13 protein-coding genes are annotated in these 19712 nt (G+C 35.8%); all 13 read right to left on the reverse strand.

Annotation, left to right across the window (positions count from 1 at the left end; genetic code table 11):
• Nucleotides 1–91: 91 nt before the first annotated feature.
• The 13 genes from NLG42_RS17790 to NLG42_RS17850 all read right to left on the reverse strand — a co-directional run bounded on the left by NLG42_RS17790 (nucleotide 92) and on the right by NLG42_RS17850 (nucleotide 19678).
• Nucleotides 92–1726, reverse strand: a complete 1635-nt coding sequence (locus NLG42_RS17790; RefSeq protein ID WP_257681756.1) for a beta-N-acetylhexosaminidase — start codon at nucleotides 1724–1726, stop codon at nucleotides 92–94.
• 257 nt (nucleotides 1727–1983) lie between these two features.
• Complete coding sequence (locus tag NLG42_RS17795; protein ID WP_257681757.1) at nucleotides 1984–2838, reverse strand: fumarylacetoacetate hydrolase family protein; 855 nt, start codon at nucleotides 2836–2838, stop codon at nucleotides 1984–1986.
• Nucleotides 2839–2897: 59 nt separating this feature from the next.
• Entirely contained in the window at nucleotides 2898–3482 is a 585-nt protein-coding gene (locus NLG42_RS17800) for a LutC/YkgG family protein (RefSeq protein ID WP_257681758.1), read from the reverse strand.
• A 19-nt stretch (nucleotides 3483–3501) separates the two neighbouring features.
• Entirely contained in the window at nucleotides 3502–4875 is a 1374-nt protein-coding gene (locus NLG42_RS17805) for a lactate utilization protein B (RefSeq protein ID WP_099718468.1), read from the reverse strand.
• Nucleotides 4876–4877: 2 nt separating this feature from the next.
• The gene (locus NLG42_RS17810) at nucleotides 4878–7133 is read right to left on the reverse strand and encodes a glycoside hydrolase family 95 protein (RefSeq protein ID WP_257681759.1); all 2256 of its coding nucleotides are present in this window, start codon (nucleotides 7131–7133) and stop codon (nucleotides 4878–4880) included.
• A gap of 77 nt (nucleotides 7134–7210) precedes the next feature.
• On the reverse strand, nucleotides 7211–7948 hold the full coding sequence (locus NLG42_RS17815) for a (Fe-S)-binding protein (protein WP_257681760.1): 738 nt from the start codon (nucleotides 7946–7948) through the stop codon (nucleotides 7211–7213).
• Nucleotides 7949–7954: 6 nt separating this feature from the next.
• Nucleotides 7955–8719 carry an SDR family NAD(P)-dependent oxidoreductase gene (locus NLG42_RS17820; RefSeq protein ID WP_257681761.1) on the reverse strand — a complete coding sequence of 255 codons (765 nt, stop codon included), beginning with the start codon at nucleotides 8717–8719 and terminating at the stop codon, nucleotides 7955–7957.
• Between the two features lie 294 nt (nucleotides 8720–9013).
• On the reverse strand, nucleotides 9014–10669 hold the full coding sequence (locus NLG42_RS17825; RefSeq protein WP_257681762.1) for a UxaA family hydrolase: 1656 nt from the start codon (nucleotides 10667–10669) through the stop codon (nucleotides 9014–9016).
• A gap of 16 nt (nucleotides 10670–10685) precedes the next feature.
• Nucleotides 10686–11975 carry an L-fucose:H+ symporter permease gene (gene fucP / locus NLG42_RS17830; RefSeq protein WP_257681763.1) on the reverse strand — a complete coding sequence of 430 codons (1290 nt, stop codon included), beginning with the start codon at nucleotides 11973–11975 and terminating at the stop codon, nucleotides 10686–10688.
• Nucleotides 11976–12107: 132 nt separating this feature from the next.
• The gene (locus tag NLG42_RS17835) at nucleotides 12108–13013 is read right to left on the reverse strand and encodes a metallophosphoesterase family protein (protein ID WP_099718479.1); all 906 of its coding nucleotides are present in this window, start codon (nucleotides 13011–13013) and stop codon (nucleotides 12108–12110) included.
• Between the two features lie 231 nt (nucleotides 13014–13244).
• Entirely contained in the window at nucleotides 13245–15503 is a 2259-nt protein-coding gene (locus NLG42_RS17840; RefSeq protein WP_257681764.1) for a GH92 family glycosyl hydrolase, read from the reverse strand.
• Between the two features lie 305 nt (nucleotides 15504–15808).
• Nucleotides 15809–17992, reverse strand: coding sequence for a glycoside hydrolase family 3 N-terminal domain-containing protein (locus NLG42_RS17845; RefSeq protein ID WP_257681765.1), 2184 nt, complete (start codon nucleotides 17990–17992; stop codon nucleotides 15809–15811).
• Nucleotides 17993–18385: 393 nt separating this feature from the next.
• Entirely contained in the window at nucleotides 18386–19678 is a 1293-nt protein-coding gene (locus NLG42_RS17850) for a glucosidase family protein (protein ID WP_257681766.1), read from the reverse strand.
• Nucleotides 19679–19712 lie beyond the last annotated feature (34 nt).

The raw sequence follows: 19712 nt of genomic DNA on the forward strand, positions 1-19712 counted from the left end.
TTTTGAAAATCAAATTTCGTTTTGATCTTCGAAGTTGGACAAATGACAAAAGACAGCCCAAACTGAGCTGTCTTTTATTGATTGCGCATTATTATTGCTCTTTAAAATAATTTGCTCCCCACATGGTATAACGTTTTTTCATGGTTTCAATTTTTGTTTGAAATTGAGTCCAATCTTTTTTATCTTTTGGAGACCATAAAACTTCACTTAAGGCACTCAAACGTGGGAATATCATGTATTCTACTTTGGCAGGATTTGCCATATATTCTGTCCACACATTTCCTTGCGCTCCCATAACGTATTTTGCTTGCTGCTCATTCAACTCTTTAGGAATTGGCTCGTAACTGTATACTTTTTCTAATGGCAAGAAACCTCCAATGGTAACTTCTTTTTCGTTTTTAGTTTGCGAATGATCTAAATAAACATGGCTTCCCGGCGTCATAATAACCTGATGATTTTCTTTTGCTGCAGCGATTCCGCCAGCTTCTCCCTGCCAGCTCATAACGATAGCATTTGGAGCTAAACCGCCTTCTAAAATTTCATCCCAGCCAATTATAGTTCTTCCTTTTCCGTTCACATATTTTTCGATACGTTGAATAAAATAACTCTGAAGACCGTGTTCATCTTTTAAACCTTTTTCTTTTATCATCTGCTGGCAAAATTCGCTTTTTTTCCAAGCGTCTTTTGGAGCTTCATCACCGCCAATATGAATGTATTTTGAAGGAAATAAAGCAATTACTTCATCCAACACATCTTCTAGGAATTTAAAAGTGTTTTCTGTCGGAACAAAAATATCAGCATGTACGCCCCAAGTTTCTTGAACGATCTTATTTCTTCCGTTCGCCATTTCTTGCTTACTCTTATCCGAAATCATATTAGCAGGAAGATTGGTTTTCTCATTTGGAAAACAGCTCAACTCAGGATAAGCAGCAATTGCAGCACTGCTGTGTCCCGGCATTTCAATTTCTGGAATTACTGTAATAAATCTATCTGAAGCATATTTTACAATATCTTTTACTTCTTCTTGTGTATAAAAACCTCCTTCTGGTGTATTATCACTTCCTTTACCTGGATATCTGCCAATAATACTTCCGTTTCTTTTTGAACCAATTTCAGTAAGTTTAGGATACTTTTTAATTTCAATTCTCCAACCTTGATCTTCGGTTAAATGCCAATGAAAATAGTTTAATTTATGCAATGCTAAATAGTCAATGTATTTTTTAACGAATGCTACTGAGAAAAAATGACGTCCAACATCCAGCATAGCACCCCTGTACGCAAAACGTGGTTCGTCTTGTACATTTACTGATGCAATAGCAAGATTACTGCTTTTTTCTGCTGGCAGTAACTGAATAAGGGTTTGAATTCCGTAGAAAGTTCCAATAGCCGAATTTCCTGTAATTTCGACACCATTTTTATCAGATTTCAAACTATATCCTTCACCTTTAAGACCTTGAATATTCTTAAGACTTGTTAATTTGATATAATTCTTGGTTGCTTTTTTAACTACTGGCAATACAAAACCATAGTAATCAGATAAATAACCGTTAAAAAAAGCTACCGAAGCATTATCTTCTTTATTGGCAGCGACCAAACTTGTTTGTGCATTAATCACAAAACTTCCAGTGTTTTTAACAACTTTTACTGGTTGCGGAATAATATTTACTTCTTGTGCAAACGACAGTGTGCAGCATAACAGAAGCGAAAAGAGAAATGACTTAACCATATTTACTATTTTTTAATTATTTTAAAACTATAAATTCTCTGTGTGTACGATAACACTTTTTAAGCAAATCATAATAAATTTATCTAATTATTATAATCCCGATCTCGAAAAATCGGGACGGAATAAATTTTAGACCAAAACCGGTCAGCTAATTTTTGTCATTTCGACGAAGGAGAAATGACAATATTGTGTTTAAACTTTGTTCCCGAAGCTTTAAGCTTCGGGACTAAGTGTTATAATTAACAAGCTGCGTTACTCTATTTCGTATAAGCTACAGCATGTTGTTTACTGCTGCCTAAACCATCCATTCCTAATTCAATCACATCTCCTGCTTTGATGTAAATAGGTTCTGGTTTAATTCCTAAACCTACTCCTGGAGGAGTTCCTGTACTGATAATATCACCAGGAAGCAATGTCATAAACTGGCTTAAATAATGCACTAAAAACGGAATTTTGAATACCAAATTTGAGGTATTACTGTTTTGGAACTTTTTCCCGTTTACAGTTAGCCACATTGGTATATTATTCACATCTGCAATTTCGTCCTGAGTTGCCAAAAAAGGTCCAAGCGGCGCAAATGTATCGCTTCCTTTTCCTTTTGCCCATTGTCCGCCTCTTTCAATCTGAAAAGCTCTTTCGCTGTAATCATTCAATAAAGCATAACCTGCAACATAATCTAAAGCATCAGCTTCTTCGACATAACTTGCTTTTTTACCCACTACAAAAGCCAGCTCAATTTCCCAATCTGTTTTTTCGCTGTTCTTTGGAATAATCAAATTATCATTTGGTCCGCACAGTGAAGTTGTCGATTTAAAAAAGATAATTGGCTCTGCCGGAATCGGTGCATTGGTTTCTAAACAATGATCTACATAATTTAATCCAATACAAATTATTTTTGAAGGTCGTGCCACTGGAGAACCTAAACGTACATTTGAATCTACTTCTGGTAAAACAGGGTTGTTTTCTAATGCTTTTTTTAATTTCTCTAGTCCGTTTTCTTCAAAAAATGCTTCATTATAATCTGTTACTATTGAAGATACATCAAATCTCTTTTCATCTATTAAAATACCTGGTTTTTCTTTACCGGCTTCTCCAAATCGTATTAGTTTCATTTTATTCTTATTTAATATATTATACTTTGTCTTATTTGTTTAAAAATTATTCTTGCCGTTTATTCAATTACATAAATCACAGCACTTCTAGCTCCATGCGCTCCTATTACCAATGATTGTTCAATGTCGGCTGTTTTAGATGGTCCTGCTATAAAAGCACCGAATCCTTCTTTTGATACATCTATTTTTTCATAAGCTTGATGCAAAGTGTCAACAATATTTTTTCTATCGATTACTAAAACCAAATGCTGACAAATAAAAGGAACTAGTCTGTTTATCATTTGACTTTCATAAATCCATACAGCTCCATTTTCGGCAACTCCAATTGTTCCTTTAACATAAGCTTTTTCTACTTTCTCTAATTCAGATGCTGCTAAAAAAGCGGCTTGTTCATCTACTTCACCAAGTGCAGCGATTGTATTTACAACAAAAATTCCATTCTGCTTATCAGCTTTTAATTGATCTTTCAGCATTGTAATATCTGTAATCAATTCGGTTTTCCCGCCAATACTTTCTAAAACTGTTTTAAACTGCGCATATACATCATCATACTGAATTACAACGCTGCTGTCAACAACAGGAATCTCAATAAATTCAGGCTGATTCATTGCTATAGCATTCAATATGTTTTCTCTTGCGCTCATTTCTTTATTATCTGATATTTTAATTTTGGCTTTTCTTATTCTTTAAATACCAATCTCTAAAAGATTCCTTTGGAGGAACTGGCATTTCTCTTTGCTTGAACCAAACATTTAGTTTATTATTTACCATAAAAGGGAATAGCTGCATACTCTTTCTCCCAACTTTTCCCATCAAACGATAGATTTTAGGATTTGAAAACAGGAAATTCATTCCTTTCATGCTTATTTTTTTACTTGTCGCAGCATAACCTTCGGAAACAATCACTTGTCTCCATTTCCATAACTGTTCATGAATATTGATTTTTACCGGGCATACATTAGTGCAGCTTCCGCATAAAGTTGAAGCAAAAGGCAGATCGGCATTGGCTTTCATATCTAAATTTGGATTCAGAATAGAACCAATAGGTCCTGCAACAGCTGTATGATAACTATGTCCACCGCTTCTGCGATATACGGGACAAGTGTTGAAACATGCGGCGCAGCGAATGCATTTTAAGGAATTTCTAAAATCTTCTCTTCCCAGTTGTTTACTGCGGCCATTATCTACAATGACAATGTGCATTTCCTGATTGGGTCTTGGTTTATGAAAATGGCTTGAATACGTTGTAATAGGCTGACCTGTGGCGCTTCTGGCTAGTAATCTCAAAAACACAGACAGATGCTCTGCTTTTGGAATTAATTTCTCAAAGCCCATGCAGGCAATGTGTACAGGTGCTGTGTGTGCTCCCATATCGGCATTTCCTTCATTGGTACAAACTACAAAACCGCCTGTTTCTGCAATAGCAAAATTAACGCCGGTAATCGCTAAATCAGATTCTACAAACTTATTTCGCAAGTGTTGTCTCGCTGCCTCGGTTAAATATTGCGGATCATTATTTCCCTTTTCTGTTTGTAAATGCTCATGAAAAGTAGCACTTACATCTTCTTTTTTTAAGTGAATTGCCGGCAGTACAATATGACTTGGCGGTTCTTTCCTGAATTGAACAATACGTTCTCCAAGATCTGTATCCACTACTTCTATTCCGTTATGCTGCAAATATTCATTCAAATGACATTCTTCGGTAAGCATGCTCTTGCTCTTCACAATTTTCTGAATACCGTGTTTTTTGATGATTTTATGAACGATTTCATTGTGTTCTTTGGCATCTGACGCCCAATGAACTTTTATACCATTTGTAGTGGCTTTTTCTTCAAATTCTTTTAAATAATTGGAAAGATTAGAAAGTGTTGCGTTCTTAATCTGCGATCCCCATTCACGCAGCTGCTCCCATTCGGGCAAACCATGCGCAGCTTTGTCTCGTTTTTCACGAACAAACCACAAAGTTTCGTCGTGCCAATCGGTTCTTGGCTCGTCTGCTATAAACTTTTTTGCTAAATCAGCATGGGTTGTTTTCATAATTACTTTTTACTAATCTCTTTCAATTCTGCATTAAACGTATAACTTTTACCAGGCTGTGTCGTGATTTCAATATTGTTATTACCGCTTTGCACTTTACAAACTCCGCCAACTTTTGAAAGTACTTTTGCACTCACCAACTTACCTTCGTCCCATTTCATATCTACTTCAAATCCGCCTCTAGCACATAAACCTTTTACTTCTCCTTTTTCCCAAGTCTTTGGAAGTGCTGGAAGTAACTGAATTTTATCTGTTTGGCTTTGAATAAGCATTTCAGCCATAGCAGCAGTAATTCCAAAATTACCGTCTAGTTGAAACGGCGGATGATTGCAAAACAAATTTGGCAATGTATTGTATGTCAGTAATCCGCGAATCATAATGGCTGCACGGTCGCCTTCGCCTAAACGCGCCCAAATTGCGCAACGCCAAGGCCAAGTCCATGAGCGGCGGCTGTCACCAACAGTAGATTCAACTGTAAAAGGTGTCTTTTCATTTTTTCCAAAATTTCCACTTCTGCTGCGCAATGAAAGAATAGCTCCATTGGCCAGTTCCGGCGTAGTAGAAATACTAATTTGACGTCCTGGATATACCGCAAAAAGATGCGATGTATGGCGATGCTCGTCATTTGGATCATCACGATCTGTTTGCCATTCCTGCAATTGTCCCCATTTTCCAATTTTATTTGGAGCTAAACGGGCTTGCATATCCGCTACTTTCTTTTGATAATCATTATCAATGCTAAGTGCTTTGGCTGCGTCCAGATAGTTTTGGAACAAATCCCAAACCAACTGCTGATCCATCATTACTCCATCTTCACGCGGACCATGCTCAGGCGACCATCCATTTGGAACCATTAATTGTCCATTTGGCATCGTTTTTAAATTGTCTTCCCAATATTCACAAACTTCTTTAATAATAGGATATGCCGTACGACGTAAATACTCATTATCCTTCGTAAATGCCCAATGTTCATATACATGTTGTGCATACCAAGCACTTGCATGTATATTCCATTCCCAGCCATTTCCGCCAAATATATTTTGACTGGTTCGAGCTGTCCAGCCGCGTGTTTTTTCTCCAAAAGCTTTGCGAGTAGCAATACGACAAGGTTCTTGAGCTGCAACGATAAAATCAATCAATGGCAAATGGCATTCTGATAAATTAGTCGATTCGACTCCCCAATAATTCATTTGCACATTAATGTTATTGTGATAATCACTTGCCCAAGCAGGTGTATTACTATCATTCCATAAACCTTGCAAATTAGCTGGCAAGCCTCCACGACGTGAACTGCTTGCTAATAAATAGCGCCCATATTGAAACATCGTTTCTTCTAAATCGGGATCAACTCCACCTGCCGTGTATTTTTTTAATCGTTCATCTGTTGGCAAAGTTGAAGTAACTGCATCAGAGCTTCCTATATTGAGGTAAACGCGCGTTAGTATCGAACTCAAATCTTTTAAATGAGCTGCTCTAAGTTTTTCATAACCTTTGCTTTTTGCAGCTGATAATTCTTTTTCAATAAGCGGCATCGGATCTTCTCCTCGCCAATTTGATTTATAATCGGGTTTATAATTTGTTCGGGCATCCAAAATCAATGTCAATGAATTACAGTTTTCAAAGATCAAGTTTGCTCCTTCATAACGTATTTTCCCTCCTTTATTTTGCACTAAAAGTTTGGCTGCATATTTTAGATTATTTGGCATTTCTCCTATAAAACTTATACTGCTCATAGCAGCTTTGCTTATTGCTCCTTGAGCTGAACTAAGAGAAATCGTTCCTGAAAAACCATTTTTCGCATTAGCTTTATATTCAAAAACCATCACTTGATCTGGATAACTGGCAAAACCTTCCCGTCTGACTTTTATTTTATTCTGAATAAATTCAGTTTGATGGATTCCATTCGAAATATCTAGTGAGCGAGAATAATTAGAGAAAGCACTTTTGTCTGTAAAATCAATTGTGATTTCTCCAAAATTGCGATATGAACCAAATCCATGATCACCTGTTTCATATTCTCCATCCCAGTTGTTATCACCCGACCAAAGGCTTTGTTCGTTAAACTGAATAACTTCTCGTTGTACTCCACCAAAAAACATAGCTCCCAACCGTCCATTACCAATAGGTAAAGCTTCAGCAGACCATTTCACTGCCGGCTGTTTATACCATAGTTTTATAGGATGATTCTTCTGTGCCAGACAAACGGAATCAACAAATAATACAAGTACTAAAAGCGTAAATAATTTAATTTTATTCATTATTTTGAATATGCAATTAATGATGAATATATCATTTACTCCTTCGATTTAAGTCGAAGAAATTTTCTAATCTCTTACTATAAACTATTATTCAATATTTCGGCGATATGAATGGTTTTTACTTTACTTCCGTTTCTTTTCAAAATACCATCTAAATGCATTAAACAGCTGGTGTCTCCTCCAGTAATATAATCTACCTTATTGTCTTCGTGTTCTTTTACTCTGTCTTTCCCCATTTTCACACTAACTGCCTCTTCAAATACGCAAAAAGTACCTCCAAAACCGCAACATTCATCATTTCGTTTTGGCTTACTTAACGTAATTCCGTTTACCATTTTCAGTAATTGCTCTGGTTTTGAAAATTCAGGCAGCACTCTTTCTGTCATTGACGAAAGATGTAATCCTCTTTGTCCGTGACAGCTGTTGTGTAATCCCACTTTAAAAGGAAAATTGGCATTAATGCTTTCTACTTTTAGAACATCTGTTAAAAACTCTGTAAGTTCATAAACCGAATTACGAATGTGTAGCGCAGTTTGCGGATTTTCTAAATCCTGCAAATGTTCTTTTACATGTAAAACACAACTTCCTGATGGGGCTACTATATAATCGAATCCTGCGAAATTTTTAACAAAATTCTTATCACAGCCTTTACTTAAACTGGCAAAACCACTATTAGCCATTGGCTGACCGCAGCAGGTTTGTTCCAAAGGAAAAGTAACATCACAACCCAGCTTTTCTAATAGTTGCAAAGCAGCAATACCCACATTGGGGTAAAACTGATCTATATAGCAGGGCATGAATAAGGCAACTTTCATTATAATTTAATTATTTAGTTTTATAAAACCTCCGTCTATAGGATAATCGCAACCGGTAACAAAACCAGATTCATCGCTGCATAAAAACAAAGCTAAAGCTGCAACTTCATCTGGTTTTGCCATACGTCCGATAGGCTGAGATTTTGATAATTTTTCGAACATTTCTGCTTCTTGACCCGGATAGTTTTTGGCAATAAATCCGTCTACAAATGGTGTATGCACGCGTGCAGGTGAAATTGAGTTACAACGTATATTTTCGCTCATATAATCTCTGGCTATTGACAAGGTCATTGCCATTACGGCACCTTTGGCTGTAGAATATGCAAATCGATCTGAGATTCCTACCCACGCTGCAATAGAAGCCATATTTACAATTACGCCTCCTCCAGAATTTCTAAATTGTGGTATTGAAGCATGTAAACAGTTGTATACGCCTTTTACATTCACACTCATCACTCGGTCAAAATCGGCTTCGGGAGTTGTGTCTACTTTACCTACGTGAGCAATTCCTGCATTGTTTACCAAAATATTGATATTTCCTATTTTCTCAAATGTTGCTGTTACTTCTTGTTGGTTCGCAACATTACAAGCGTGTGAGAATACTTTTCCTCCATTAGCTTTTATTTCATCGACAGCGCTTTTAGCACTTTCTTCTGTTAATTCAACAATATGAATTTCAGCTCCTTGCTTTGCAAATAAAACCGAAATGGCTTTTCCTATTCCGCTTCCGCCACCGGTAACAACTGCTTTTTTGTTTTGTAATGAAAACATATGATTTAATATTTGATTCGTTGGCTTTAATTAATTTAACACATAGAAACATAGATTTTTATAACTTTTTGTCAGGCTGAGTGAAGTCGTTCTCAGGCTGAGCGGAGTCGAAGCCCACGCACCAATTGGAGCGCTCTTCGACTTCGCTCAGGGTGACAATTCACAAAGCCAATTATGTGAAAGAAACAAATTTCTTTTTTGTATTCTTTTATTGATCATTAAAATCTATGTTCCTATGCGTTAGATTTTTTTTAATTATACCCAAACAATTTAGTTTATACTTTTTTTATTCTTTTACAATGATACTCCTCGTTTCCACGGAATAAAATCGTCTTGATTTAACAATACTGCTTTTGGAATAATTTCACCGCTGGCTGCTTTGATACAATATTCTAAAATATCTTCTCCCATTTCTTCAATGGTTTTTTCGCCGCTGATAATTGGACCACAGTCAATATCTATAATGTCGCTCATTTTTTTAGCTAAAACCGAATTTGTAGCTACTTTGATTACTGGACAAACTGGATTTCCTGTTGGAGTTCCTAATCCTGTTGTAAACAATATTAATGTTGCTCCAGATGCTGCTTTTCCTGTTGTTGCTTCGACATCATTTCCTGGTGTGCAAACTAAACTTAAACCTGCTTTTGTGGCTGGTTCTGTATAATCCAATACATCAATTACAGGAGCTGTTCCACCTTTCTTAGCTGCTCCGGCACTTTTTATAGCGTCTGTTATTAAGCCGTCTTTAATGTTTCCCGGCGAAGGATTCATATGAAATCCAGAACCTACTTTATGGGCTAAAGCATCATAAGACTGCATTAAATCGATAAACTTTTTTGCTGTTTCTTCGGATGTACAACGATCAATAAGATTTTGCTCGACACCGCACAATTCTGGAAATTCAGCTAATAATACTTTACCGCCCAAAGCCACCAGCAAATCTGATGTATAACCTACTGCTGGATTTGCCGAAACACCGCTGAAACCATCGCTTCCTCCGCATTTAACTCCTAAACATAATTCGCTTAAAGGTGCCGGAGTTCGTTCTTGTTTGTTTATTTCGATTAATCCTTCGAATGTTTTTTTAATGGCATCTGCGATTAATTGTTCTTCACTTTTTGATTGCTGCTGCTCAAAAATGAATAATGGTTTATCAAAAGATGGATTTTGTTTTTTGACATCGTTTGTAAAATCCTGTACTTGCAAATGCTGACATCCTAAACTAAGTACTGTTATTCCAGCAACATTTGGATGATTTGCATAAGATGCTAATAAGGCACTTAAGGTAGCCGAATCTTGGCGCGTACCTCCGCAGCCTCCTTGATGATTTAAAAATTTTATGCCGTCTACGTTTTTAAAAACTTTGTTTGTATAAGGTTCTGGAGCCAACTGAACGTCAATTGAATCCAGACTTTTTCCATTTTTATAAGCTTCAAGTAAAGAATGAGTATACTGAGTGTATTTATCACTTACAGAATATCCTAACTCATTATGTAAAGCTTCACGTATTACATCCAAATTTCTATTTTCGCAAAATACTGTTGGTACAAATAACCAATAATTAGCAGTTCCTACTCGACCGTCATTTCTTTTATATCCCTTAAAAGTTCTGTCTTTATATTTTGAAACATCTGGCGCCTGCCATTCAAAATCAACATCACGATATTTATAAGGTTCTGCTGCATGTTTAAGGTTTTCAGTCGTCATTAGACTTCCTTTAGCAACATCAAATTGTACTTTTCCAACCAAAACGCCGTACATAATAATTTCATCTCCCGCTCTCAAATTGGTTGTATAAAACTTATGCTTTGCCTTGATTGTGTCCTGTAATAGGAAAGTTTCATTCTCAAAAACTACACTTTCTCCTTTAGACAAATCTGTTAAAGCCACCAGTACATTATCATCTGGGTGCATTTTTATAACCAATCTTTTACTTCCGTTTTCTAACATATTATATAAATAGAATTTATGCTTTATTTGTTTTATGTCCGTTAAATGCAAACAATAGAATTACCGAGAAACATGTCAATGGAACAACATAACCATATTGAATACTTCCCGTAATATCCGAAATCAATCCTAAAACTGGAGGAAGCAATGCACCTCCAACAATTGACATTACGATTAATGAGGAACCAATTTTTGTGTTATGTCCAAGTCCCTCAATTCCCATTGAAAAAATAGTTGGGAACATGATACTCATAAAAAATGCTATTGCTATTAAAGTATAAACCACTAACATTCCCGTTCCTGTTATGGCTAATATGGATAAGCCAATATTAATAATGGCATAAATGATTAATAATTTTCTTGGTTCTATGTATTGCATGAAGAATGTACCAGCGAAACGTCCAAGCATAAATGCTAGTCCAAAAAATCCTAAATACTTTGCTGCAACACCTTCTGCAAGTCCTGCAGAAGTAGTCGCCATTTTAATAAAAAAACTTCCCACACAAACTTGTGCTCCTACATAAAAAAACTGTGCTAATATTCCCCAACGCAAACGCATTGATTTTAAGGCTCCGGCAAAACTTGCTCCGTCTGCTCCTTCTTTATCTTCGTCTTTTACATCTGGTATATTGGTAAAATAAAACAAAACTGCAACTGCTAGAATAATTAGTCCTAAAACTAAATACGGCATTTTTACACTTGCTGCTTCTTCTAAAACATAAGCGTGCAATTCGGCAGGAGCCATAGCGTCCATTTGAACTTGAGTTAGATTTTTACCTGATAAGATCATTGGACCAATATAAGCCGGAGCAATAAAAGCAGCTAACCCGTTGAATGATTGAGAGAAATTTAATCTTTTGGTAGCTGTTTCTGCTGGTCCTAATATTGTCACATATGGATTTGCTGCTGTTTCTAAAAAAGTAAGTCCGCAGGCGATAACAAATAAAGCGCCCAAAAAGTAAATGTATTGCAGTGAATTGGCGGCTGGAACAAACAAAATGGAGCCAATACCAAATAGAACCAATCCAATCATAATACCTGACTTATAACCGTACTTTCGCATGATATATCCCGCAGGCAAAGCCATAACAAAATAGGCAATAAAAACTGAAGAGTCTATTAAAGACGATTCTAAGTCTGTTAGATTAAATGCTTTTCGTAAATGTGGAATTAGTATTGGATCTAGATTGTGTACAAAACCCCAGAAAAAGAATAAACTGGTAACTAATATAAAAGGAAAAAGCCATTTCTTATTTTCTTTTGTACCAGTCTCTTTTTGAACATCCAACTGCGTTATTAATGCCATATGCTTTTTATTAAAATTATACTTTTTTACGATTATAAAAATATAATACTTAAAGTATAATTATTAATTCAATATTACCCTTGTTTAATTATTAATTGTCTATTATGATAATTTTAAACAAAAAAGATGCATTTAAAAGGAATGCGGGTAATATTGATTTACAACTGATCCATCTTCAAACAGATCAATAATGGCGTATCCTGGAGGTGTTTGTTTGTAAAAAGTTTTCCCTGCCGAATCTTTGTCTCCCGGTTCCCACCAAAAACCGCTCAAAGCACCGTTACAATAATAATGTACATTGTTGTAAACGGCTTCATCTTTTAAATGAATGTGTCCACTTAAACACGTGATCTTTTTATCTTTATGTTTATAAAAAAGATCGCTGATGTATTTTGAATCGGTGTGGTTTCCTCCGTCAACATGCGTACAGACAGCAAGAATGGGAAAATGACTCATGCAGACAACTGGCGTACCAGCAGGTATACTTTGTAAATCTTTTTCGAGCCATAAACGCTGTTCATCATCTAATGAACCGCCGCCGTTATTACTGTCTAATATTACAAAGTGCCATCCTTTTTTATCAAAGCTGTAATAGCGGTTTGGGATTCCTAATTGTTTTACTACATAGTCTTTCCCATACATAGTATCTTGTTTGTTTGGCGCTGCCCACCACATATCATGATTTCCGAGGCAGCTGTGCAATTCAAAACCGCTGATTCCTTTTGTTGTATCGCTCCAAATTTTCCATAGTTCATTTACTCTTTCGCGAGTAATATTATCATAGTCTGCTGCAAAAATGGAATCTCCGCCATTGAGAAAAAAATCGACTTTGTGTTTCTTGATTTCTTCTAAGCATTTTATAAATCGATCTGGAGCATTTTCTTCAGGTCGAATATGCACATCTGTAATATGCGCAATTCGCAAAACTCTTTTGGACTTAGTACTTTTCTCTGCTGCAGAAATAATAGAAGTTGAACCTGTTAAGGCTACAGTTCCGGCAGTTAAACCAATATATTTTAATAAATCTCTTCTTTTCATTTTACAATTTAATATTATAACTATCCGTTACTCGAACTAATGATCTAATAAAACACATTTATGACGCGGATAAAACGGATTTACTTCGTAAAAACGCAGATTAAGACAGATTATCAACTTAAATTTTTAGATAAATAAAATCCATTTTAATCCGCGTCTTCGCGTTAGCGAATCTGTATAATCCGTGTCTGATTAGAAAAACTATAAACTTCAACTTTTGATTCGGATGAACTATTTCACAGAATAAGGTCTGTCTTTTGCCGCAACTCCCCACGTTTTAGAAGGTTTATCACCCATTGTAAAAATTAACTCGCCGCCTTTCATAATATCCGAATGAAGAATATAACTTTGAGTATAAGGCTTTCCGTTTAAAGTTGCTTTTTGAATGTAGATATTCTTTGCATTGTTGTTTAACGCTTTTACTGTAAAACTTTTTCCATCTCCTAAATTCAATGTTGATTCGTCCATACTTGGGCTTCCGAAAACATAAATTCCGTTGAATGGATTTACAGAATACATTCCCATTGCGCTCCAAATATACCAAGCCGACATTTGTCCGACATCTTCATTTCCACACAATCCATCTGGTTTATCACTGTATAGATTATCAACAATGTAACGTACTTTTTCGGCTGTTTTCCAAGGTTGTCCTACGAAATTATAAAGGTATGTAATATGATGGCTTGGCTCGTTTCCATGCGCATACTGCCCAATCAAACCTGTAATATCACTAGAAGCTTCTGCTCCCATATCGCCGGTAATTGTAAACAAAGTATCTAATTTTTTAGTGAATGATTTTTCACCGCCAAGCATAGCAATTAATCCTTCTACATCATGAGGAACTAACCAAGTATACTGCCATGCATTTCCTTCGGCAAAATCATCTTTCATGTGTGCTGATTTAAACGGATCAAAAGGTGTTCTCCATTGCGTATCACTTACTTTTCCACGTACAAAAGTTGTCGAAGGATCGTAATATTTTTTGTAGGCTTTTGAGCGATTAATGAAATAATTATAATCTTCTGTTTTGCCCATTTTTTTTGCCATCATTGCAATTGCTCCATCTGAGATAGAATATTCCATACCAATAGCTACTGATTCTCTTAAACTATCTGCAGGAATGTAGCCTATTTTTTTTACGAAATTCAGTCCGCGGTCGTCCTGCATTGCTGTTGCTTTTACAGCTTCGAAAGCTAATTCTCCGTCAATTCCTTTTATTCCTTTTAAATATGCATCAACAACAATCTGAATTGCACTGTTTCCAGGCATACAATAGGTTTCATTCCCCATTAAATGCCAAACCGGAAGATGCCCTGTTTCTTTATAAATCGCGAGCATCGAATTAATAATATCCGAAACTTTATCCGTTTGTGTTAGCGTAAGCAAAGGATTTGCACCACGATAAGTATCCCACAACGAAAATGTAGTTAAATTGGTAAATCCTGCTGCTCTATGCACTTGTTTGTCTGAACCGTAATAATCGCCATTACTGTCGTTGTAAGTTGATGGCGCAATCATGGTGTGGTATAATGCTGTATAAAATGTTCTCATTTTAGCAATATCTTTCGATTTTACTTCAATTTTATTCAACTCTTTATTCCATTTTTCATCTGCTTGAACAGCAACTTTTTCAAAATTCCAGCCTGAAATTTCTTTTTTAATATTCATTAAAGCGTTTTCTGTACTTACTGCCGAAATTCCCACTTTAATTTTAATCACTTCATCTTTTAAAGTTGAAAACTGAAGCACTGCTTTGGCACTATCTCCTAAAACCACTTTATTGATCATCTCTTTTGTATTGTTGTACAATTGGATTTTCTTAGCTGGTTTTGACAAAATTGCTGCAAAATAAATACGTTGATCCGGCGCCCAGCCTTTCGAAAAACGATATCCTTCAATCAATGTATCATTTTTTACTCTGATATAAGTATCTACTGCTTTGTCCCATCCAATTCCTTCTACTAAATCTAGAACGATATGTGATTTATCTGAAGCAGGGAAAGTATACTTCTGAAATCCAACTCGCTCTGAAGCCGTCATTTCCGCTTTGATTCCGTTTTTCTTTAAAATAACAGAATAATAACCCGGTTTTGCAACTTCATCTTTATGATCGAAACCTGAGATATAACCGTTTTCCATGTCCTTGGCAGTTCCTTTTTTCAGATTGATTTTACCAACCGCAGGCATAAAAAGTAAATCCCCAAGATCACCAATTCCAGTTCCGCTTAAATGTGTGTGTGAAAACCCAATAATTGTTGGATCAGAATAATGATAACCAGAACACCAATCCCAACCTTGCGAGATATTAACCGGTCCTAACTGAACTGCTCCAAAAGGAACATTTGCTCCCATAAAAACGTGTCCATGAAATCCTGTTCCAATAAACGGATCTACATATTGCGTCAAATTTTGTTTCCCAGTCTGGCTATGCATTTGCAGGCAGCAAAGTCCTAAAATTGCAAAAAATGTTGATTTTAAATTTTTATTCATATTTTTTTTAATTTGATATATCTATTGTAATCTGAAAAGTTTTTTTGCCACGAATTACACGAATTTTCACTAATCTCTAGCGGAGCAAACCTGAGCTTCTTTACTCTATAATCTTTACACTATAATCTTTACTCTATAATCTTTACTCTTTCCTCTACACTCTTTCCTCTACACTCTTTCTTCTACACTCTTTCTTCTACACTCTTTCCTCTACACTCTTTCTTCTACACTCTTTCTTCTACACTCTCTCCTCTACACTCTCTCCTCTACACTCTTTCCTCTACACTCTTTCTTCTTACTTATCTCTACTTCACAATCTCAAAACTACCTTCCAACATTGTATCTCTTGAATTCGATCCGATTTTCAATGTGTAGTTTCCTTCATAGATCTTAAATTGTTTTGTAGTCTCGTCCCATTTTTGTAGCTCTTCCAATGGAATTTGCAATGTGATTGTTTTTGATTTTCCTTTAACCAACGAAACGCGTTTAAAAGCTTTGAGTTCTTTCAACGGCATTCTATCAACGTTTGGATATTCTACATATACCTGAGCTACTTCATCAGCATCATATTGACCTGTATTAAAAATTTCGATTTGCATTGAAATTTCGTCTGAACTCATTGTGACTCTCGTAGGTCGTTTAACCCAATTGTAGCCAAAAGTGCTGTAACTTAATCCAAAACCAAACGGATATTGTACCTCTTTATCAGAATAGCGATACGTTCTTCCTGCCATTGCGTAACTGTTATAATCTGGTAAATCGCTGAACGATTTGTAAAAGCTAACCGGTAAATGTCCTGATGGAGATACTTTTCCAAAAAGAAGATTTGCCAAAGCAGTTCCGCCTTGCTCTCCAGGATACCACGCAAAAACAATTGCATCTACATAAGGCTCAATTGCCGAAATATCAACCGCACTTCCGCCTGTTACTACTGCTATAAGAGGTGATTTAGTTCCTTTACGAAGCGCTTTTATGTACGCAATATGAGAAGCCGGTAAATCCATGTTTTTTCTGTCTCCTTTTCCATCTGCTAGAAAAGCATCACCTTCTTCGCCTTCATAAACTGGAGTGAAACCAATTACGGCAATCGTCAAATCAGCCATAGAAGCTGCCCAAACACCACCAAAATTCTTTGTATCGGTAAAGTCGCATCCCATATCATATTCTACACGAGTATCAGGATCAACAGCTCCCGCAATACCTTCTACAAAATTTACAGCTTTATCTGTAATTCCGTGATAATTACCTAACAAAGCATCTAGTGAAGCTGCATTTGGCCCAACCACAACCATCGATTTATAATCGTCTTTTTTCAGCGGAAGCAATTTTGTTTTCTTTTCTCCCACTTCACCATTCTTCAACAAAACCATGCTTTGTTCAGCCATTTTTCGGCTTAGGTTTCTGTGATACGTATTTGCAATACTGTCTATGCCATATTTTCTATACGGATTATCTTCTGCTTTGTCGTAAAATCCAAGTTTAAACTGTGTACGTAATGTTGGTGCTAATGCATTATCAATGTCTTTTTGGGTAATTAATTTTTGATTCAAAGCGTTGATAGCATCCTTTTGTAATAATCCGCTGCAATCCATATTTACTCCCGCTTTAATTGCTTCTGCAGCAACAGTTACGCTGTTTGGCAGGGTTTTATGGCTTTCGTAAATATCCTGAAGTGCCCAACAATCGGTAACAACGTGACCTCCAAACTTCCATTCATTTCGTAAAATATCTTTTAATAATGTTTTACCTGTACAACATGGCTCAGAATTTACACGATTATAAGCGCACATTACCGTTTCTACTTTTGCATCAACTAATTTTTTGAAAGCGTACAAATAAGTTTCTCTCAAATCTTTTTCATCTACAATCACATCAATCGAATGTCTGTTTTTTTCAGGACCGCTATGCACCGCAAAATGTTTGGCACAAGCTGCCGCTTTCATGTATTTTGGATCTGTTCCTTGTAAACCTTTTACATAAGCTGTTCCCATTTTTCCAGTTAAAAATGGGTCTTCGCCGTACGTTTCTTGTCCTCTTCCCCAACGCGGGTCTCTGAAAATATTGATGTTTGGCGACCAGAAATTCAGTCCCATATATTGTAAACGACGATCTTTGGCTACAGCCATATTATTTTTAGCTCTGGCTTCGGTTGAGATTGCATTTGCCACTTCATTTAATAAGTTATCATTAAAAGAGGCTGCCATTCCTAAAGCTTGCGGAAAAACGGTTGCTTTTCCTGCTCGTGCTACTCCGTGCAATGATTCGTTCCACCAATTATACTGCGGAATATCTAATCGTTTAACGGCTTTGCTTTCGAATCCTAATAAAGAAATTTTCTCTTCAATCGTCAATTGTTTTAGTAAATCGTCTACTCTTTTATCTATTGATAAGTTTGGATTTTTATAAGGATATGTTTTCTGCTGTGCAGAAGCAATTCCGACACAGAAACAAAAAAACAGTACAAATCGGTAATTTTTTAAGCAATTCATTATTGAGATTTTAAATTTTATTATCGAGTTTCTTTTTTACTAAATCGTTTTATCAATTAAAGCAAATGACTGTATAATTCAGTTAAGCCAATTGTTTTAAAAAAACATAACTTACTTTACTTCAAAGAATAAACATTCTTCATTACTACTTTATTTGAAATATTTCAGAAATTTAAAGATAGAATATCTTTTTGATTAAATAATACTCCGATTTTATCTAAATTTAATTTACAATTGCCCATACTTTATGTTAAAAAATAAAAAAGAGATATTTCTTCCGAAATATCTCACTTACATAAACGCAGTCTTAAGTTAAGGTTATATAAAAACCTACTCCATAAAAAAGGTGAAGTTGATAATTATCTTATCTACTTCACCTTTCCGTGGATTTTCTTATTTATTCAGATTTTCGAACATTACAATTGCAGTGTATAAAACTCCTGCCTCGCCTCTAAAAGTTCCCGATCCTCTCGGCTCATTATTTATCGAATACCATTCGTAGAAACCGTTGTTGTCTTTTACTCGTTTCAGCATTGGCTGCACTTCTCTATATGCTTCTTCTACATATCCGTATTTAATTAATTGCTGAATTGTTCTTGCTCCAAACCAAGTCCAATCGCCGCCGTTTTGATAACTGTAAATTGGATTCATAATTTTGTTTACAAAATAACCATTTGGATATGGCGGATAAAGCGTTAAACCTATAGATGGCGCTCCAGCTTCTTTAACTCTTTTTACCATTTCGTCAAGCGAAGCTTTTACTTCTGCTTTACTCAATAATCCAGCTTCCATTGCAACTGTTGTTCCTCCAAAATAGTAAATATTATTCTCATCAAAATCTGCAGGAAAAGGTGATCCGTTTAAATATAAATGCGGAATATATTTTTTATTTTTAGTGTCCCAAAGATAAGTTCTTGTGTTTTTAGCAACGTCTGTTTTGATTTTCTGCCATTTGTTTTTTGTTGACGGAATCATTTCCATTAAATTATTCAACGCCACAATAAACATAGCATTGTCATAAATATCGCAAGCCATATGCGTATTTCCATCAAGATCAACTCCGTAACCATCTTCTGGCTGTACATCGCCCCAATCTGCTGTTGTTGAACCTGTAATTAAGCCGTATTTTGTGGTATAGCGGTTTTTCATTAAAAAGTCCATAGACCATTCTAACCTTTTTGCAACGGTTTTATCACCTACTTTTTCTGCTAAAATCGATTTATCGCCTGTTAATTGAATATACTTGTAAACGGCTTGCACCAATGAAGTTTCTTGATCTGTTTCAACAGTGTTTTTATGTGCTGCATATCTTGGTTCTAATTTTGAATAAGAGAAATCTGTTTCTCCTGCTCCAATTTGCTCTTTAGGAGTATAGCCGTCAATAATGTTTCCGTCATCACCCTGCATTCTAAAAAACACTAACAGATTCTCTTTTATATCTTCTTTTTTAGTGACTTGTGCAGCTAATTCAATAAAAGTATTATAATCACGAATCCACACTTCACGGTAACCATCTCCAGCATTTACGCCAGTCTTAATTACTTCTAAAGCTTTCTTTTTTACGAACGCCATATTTTGATCGTTCTTGATTTTCTCCGACATTTTTTTGTCAATCGGCATTTTTGGCTGTGCTGTAAGAGTCAGCATAAAAGCAAGTGCCGCTGCTGACGAAAGTATTTTTTTCATGTTTATTTAAATTGGAATTATTGTTTATTGTTTT

The organism is Flavobacterium plurextorum (assembly GCF_024638035.1).
Classification (GTDB): Bacteria; Bacteroidota; Bacteroidia; order Flavobacteriales; family Flavobacteriaceae; genus Flavobacterium; species Flavobacterium plurextorum.

Excerpts from the sequence above, each read along its gene's own strand:
- NLG42_RS17790 (WP_257681756.1), bottom strand. The coding sequence starts at position 1,726 with ATGGTTAAGTCATTTCTCTTTTCGCTTCTGTTATGCTGCACACTGTCG.
- NLG42_RS17795 (WP_257681757.1), bottom strand. The coding sequence starts at position 2,838 with ATGAAACTAATACGATTTGGAGAAGCCGGTAAAGAAAAACCAGGTATT.
- NLG42_RS17800 (WP_257681758.1), bottom strand. The coding sequence starts at position 3,482 with ATGAGCGCAAGAGAAAACATATTGAATGCTATAGCAATGAATCAGCCT.
- NLG42_RS17805 (WP_099718468.1), bottom strand. The coding sequence starts at position 4,875 with ATGAAAACAACCCATGCTGATTTAGCAAAAAAGTTTATAGCAGACGAG.
- NLG42_RS17810 (WP_257681759.1), bottom strand. The coding sequence starts at position 7,133 with ATGAATAAAATTAAATTATTTACGCTTTTAGTACTTGTATTATTTGTT.
- NLG42_RS17815 (WP_257681760.1), bottom strand. The coding sequence starts at position 7,948 with ATGAAAGTTGCCTTATTCATGCCCTGCTATATAGATCAGTTTTACCCC.
- NLG42_RS17820 (WP_257681761.1), bottom strand. The coding sequence starts at position 8,719 with ATGTTTTCATTACAAAACAAAAAAGCAGTTGTTACCGGTGGCGGAAGC.
- NLG42_RS17825 (WP_257681762.1), bottom strand. The coding sequence starts at position 10,669 with ATGTTAGAAAACGGAAGTAAAAGATTGGTTATAAAAATGCACCCAGAT.
- fucP (WP_257681763.1), bottom strand. The coding sequence starts at position 11,975 with ATGGCATTAATAACGCAGTTGGATGTTCAAAAAGAGACTGGTACAAAA.
- NLG42_RS17835 (WP_099718479.1), bottom strand. The coding sequence starts at position 13,013 with ATGAAAAGAAGAGATTTATTAAAATATATTGGTTTAACTGCCGGAACT.
- NLG42_RS17840 (WP_257681764.1), bottom strand. The coding sequence starts at position 15,503 with ATGAATAAAAATTTAAAATCAACATTTTTTGCAATTTTAGGACTTTGC.
- NLG42_RS17845 (WP_257681765.1), bottom strand. The coding sequence starts at position 17,992 with ATGAATTGCTTAAAAAATTACCGATTTGTACTGTTTTTTTGTTTCTGT.
- NLG42_RS17850 (WP_257681766.1), bottom strand. The coding sequence starts at position 19,678 with ATGAAAAAAATACTTTCGTCAGCAGCGGCACTTGCTTTTATGCTGACT.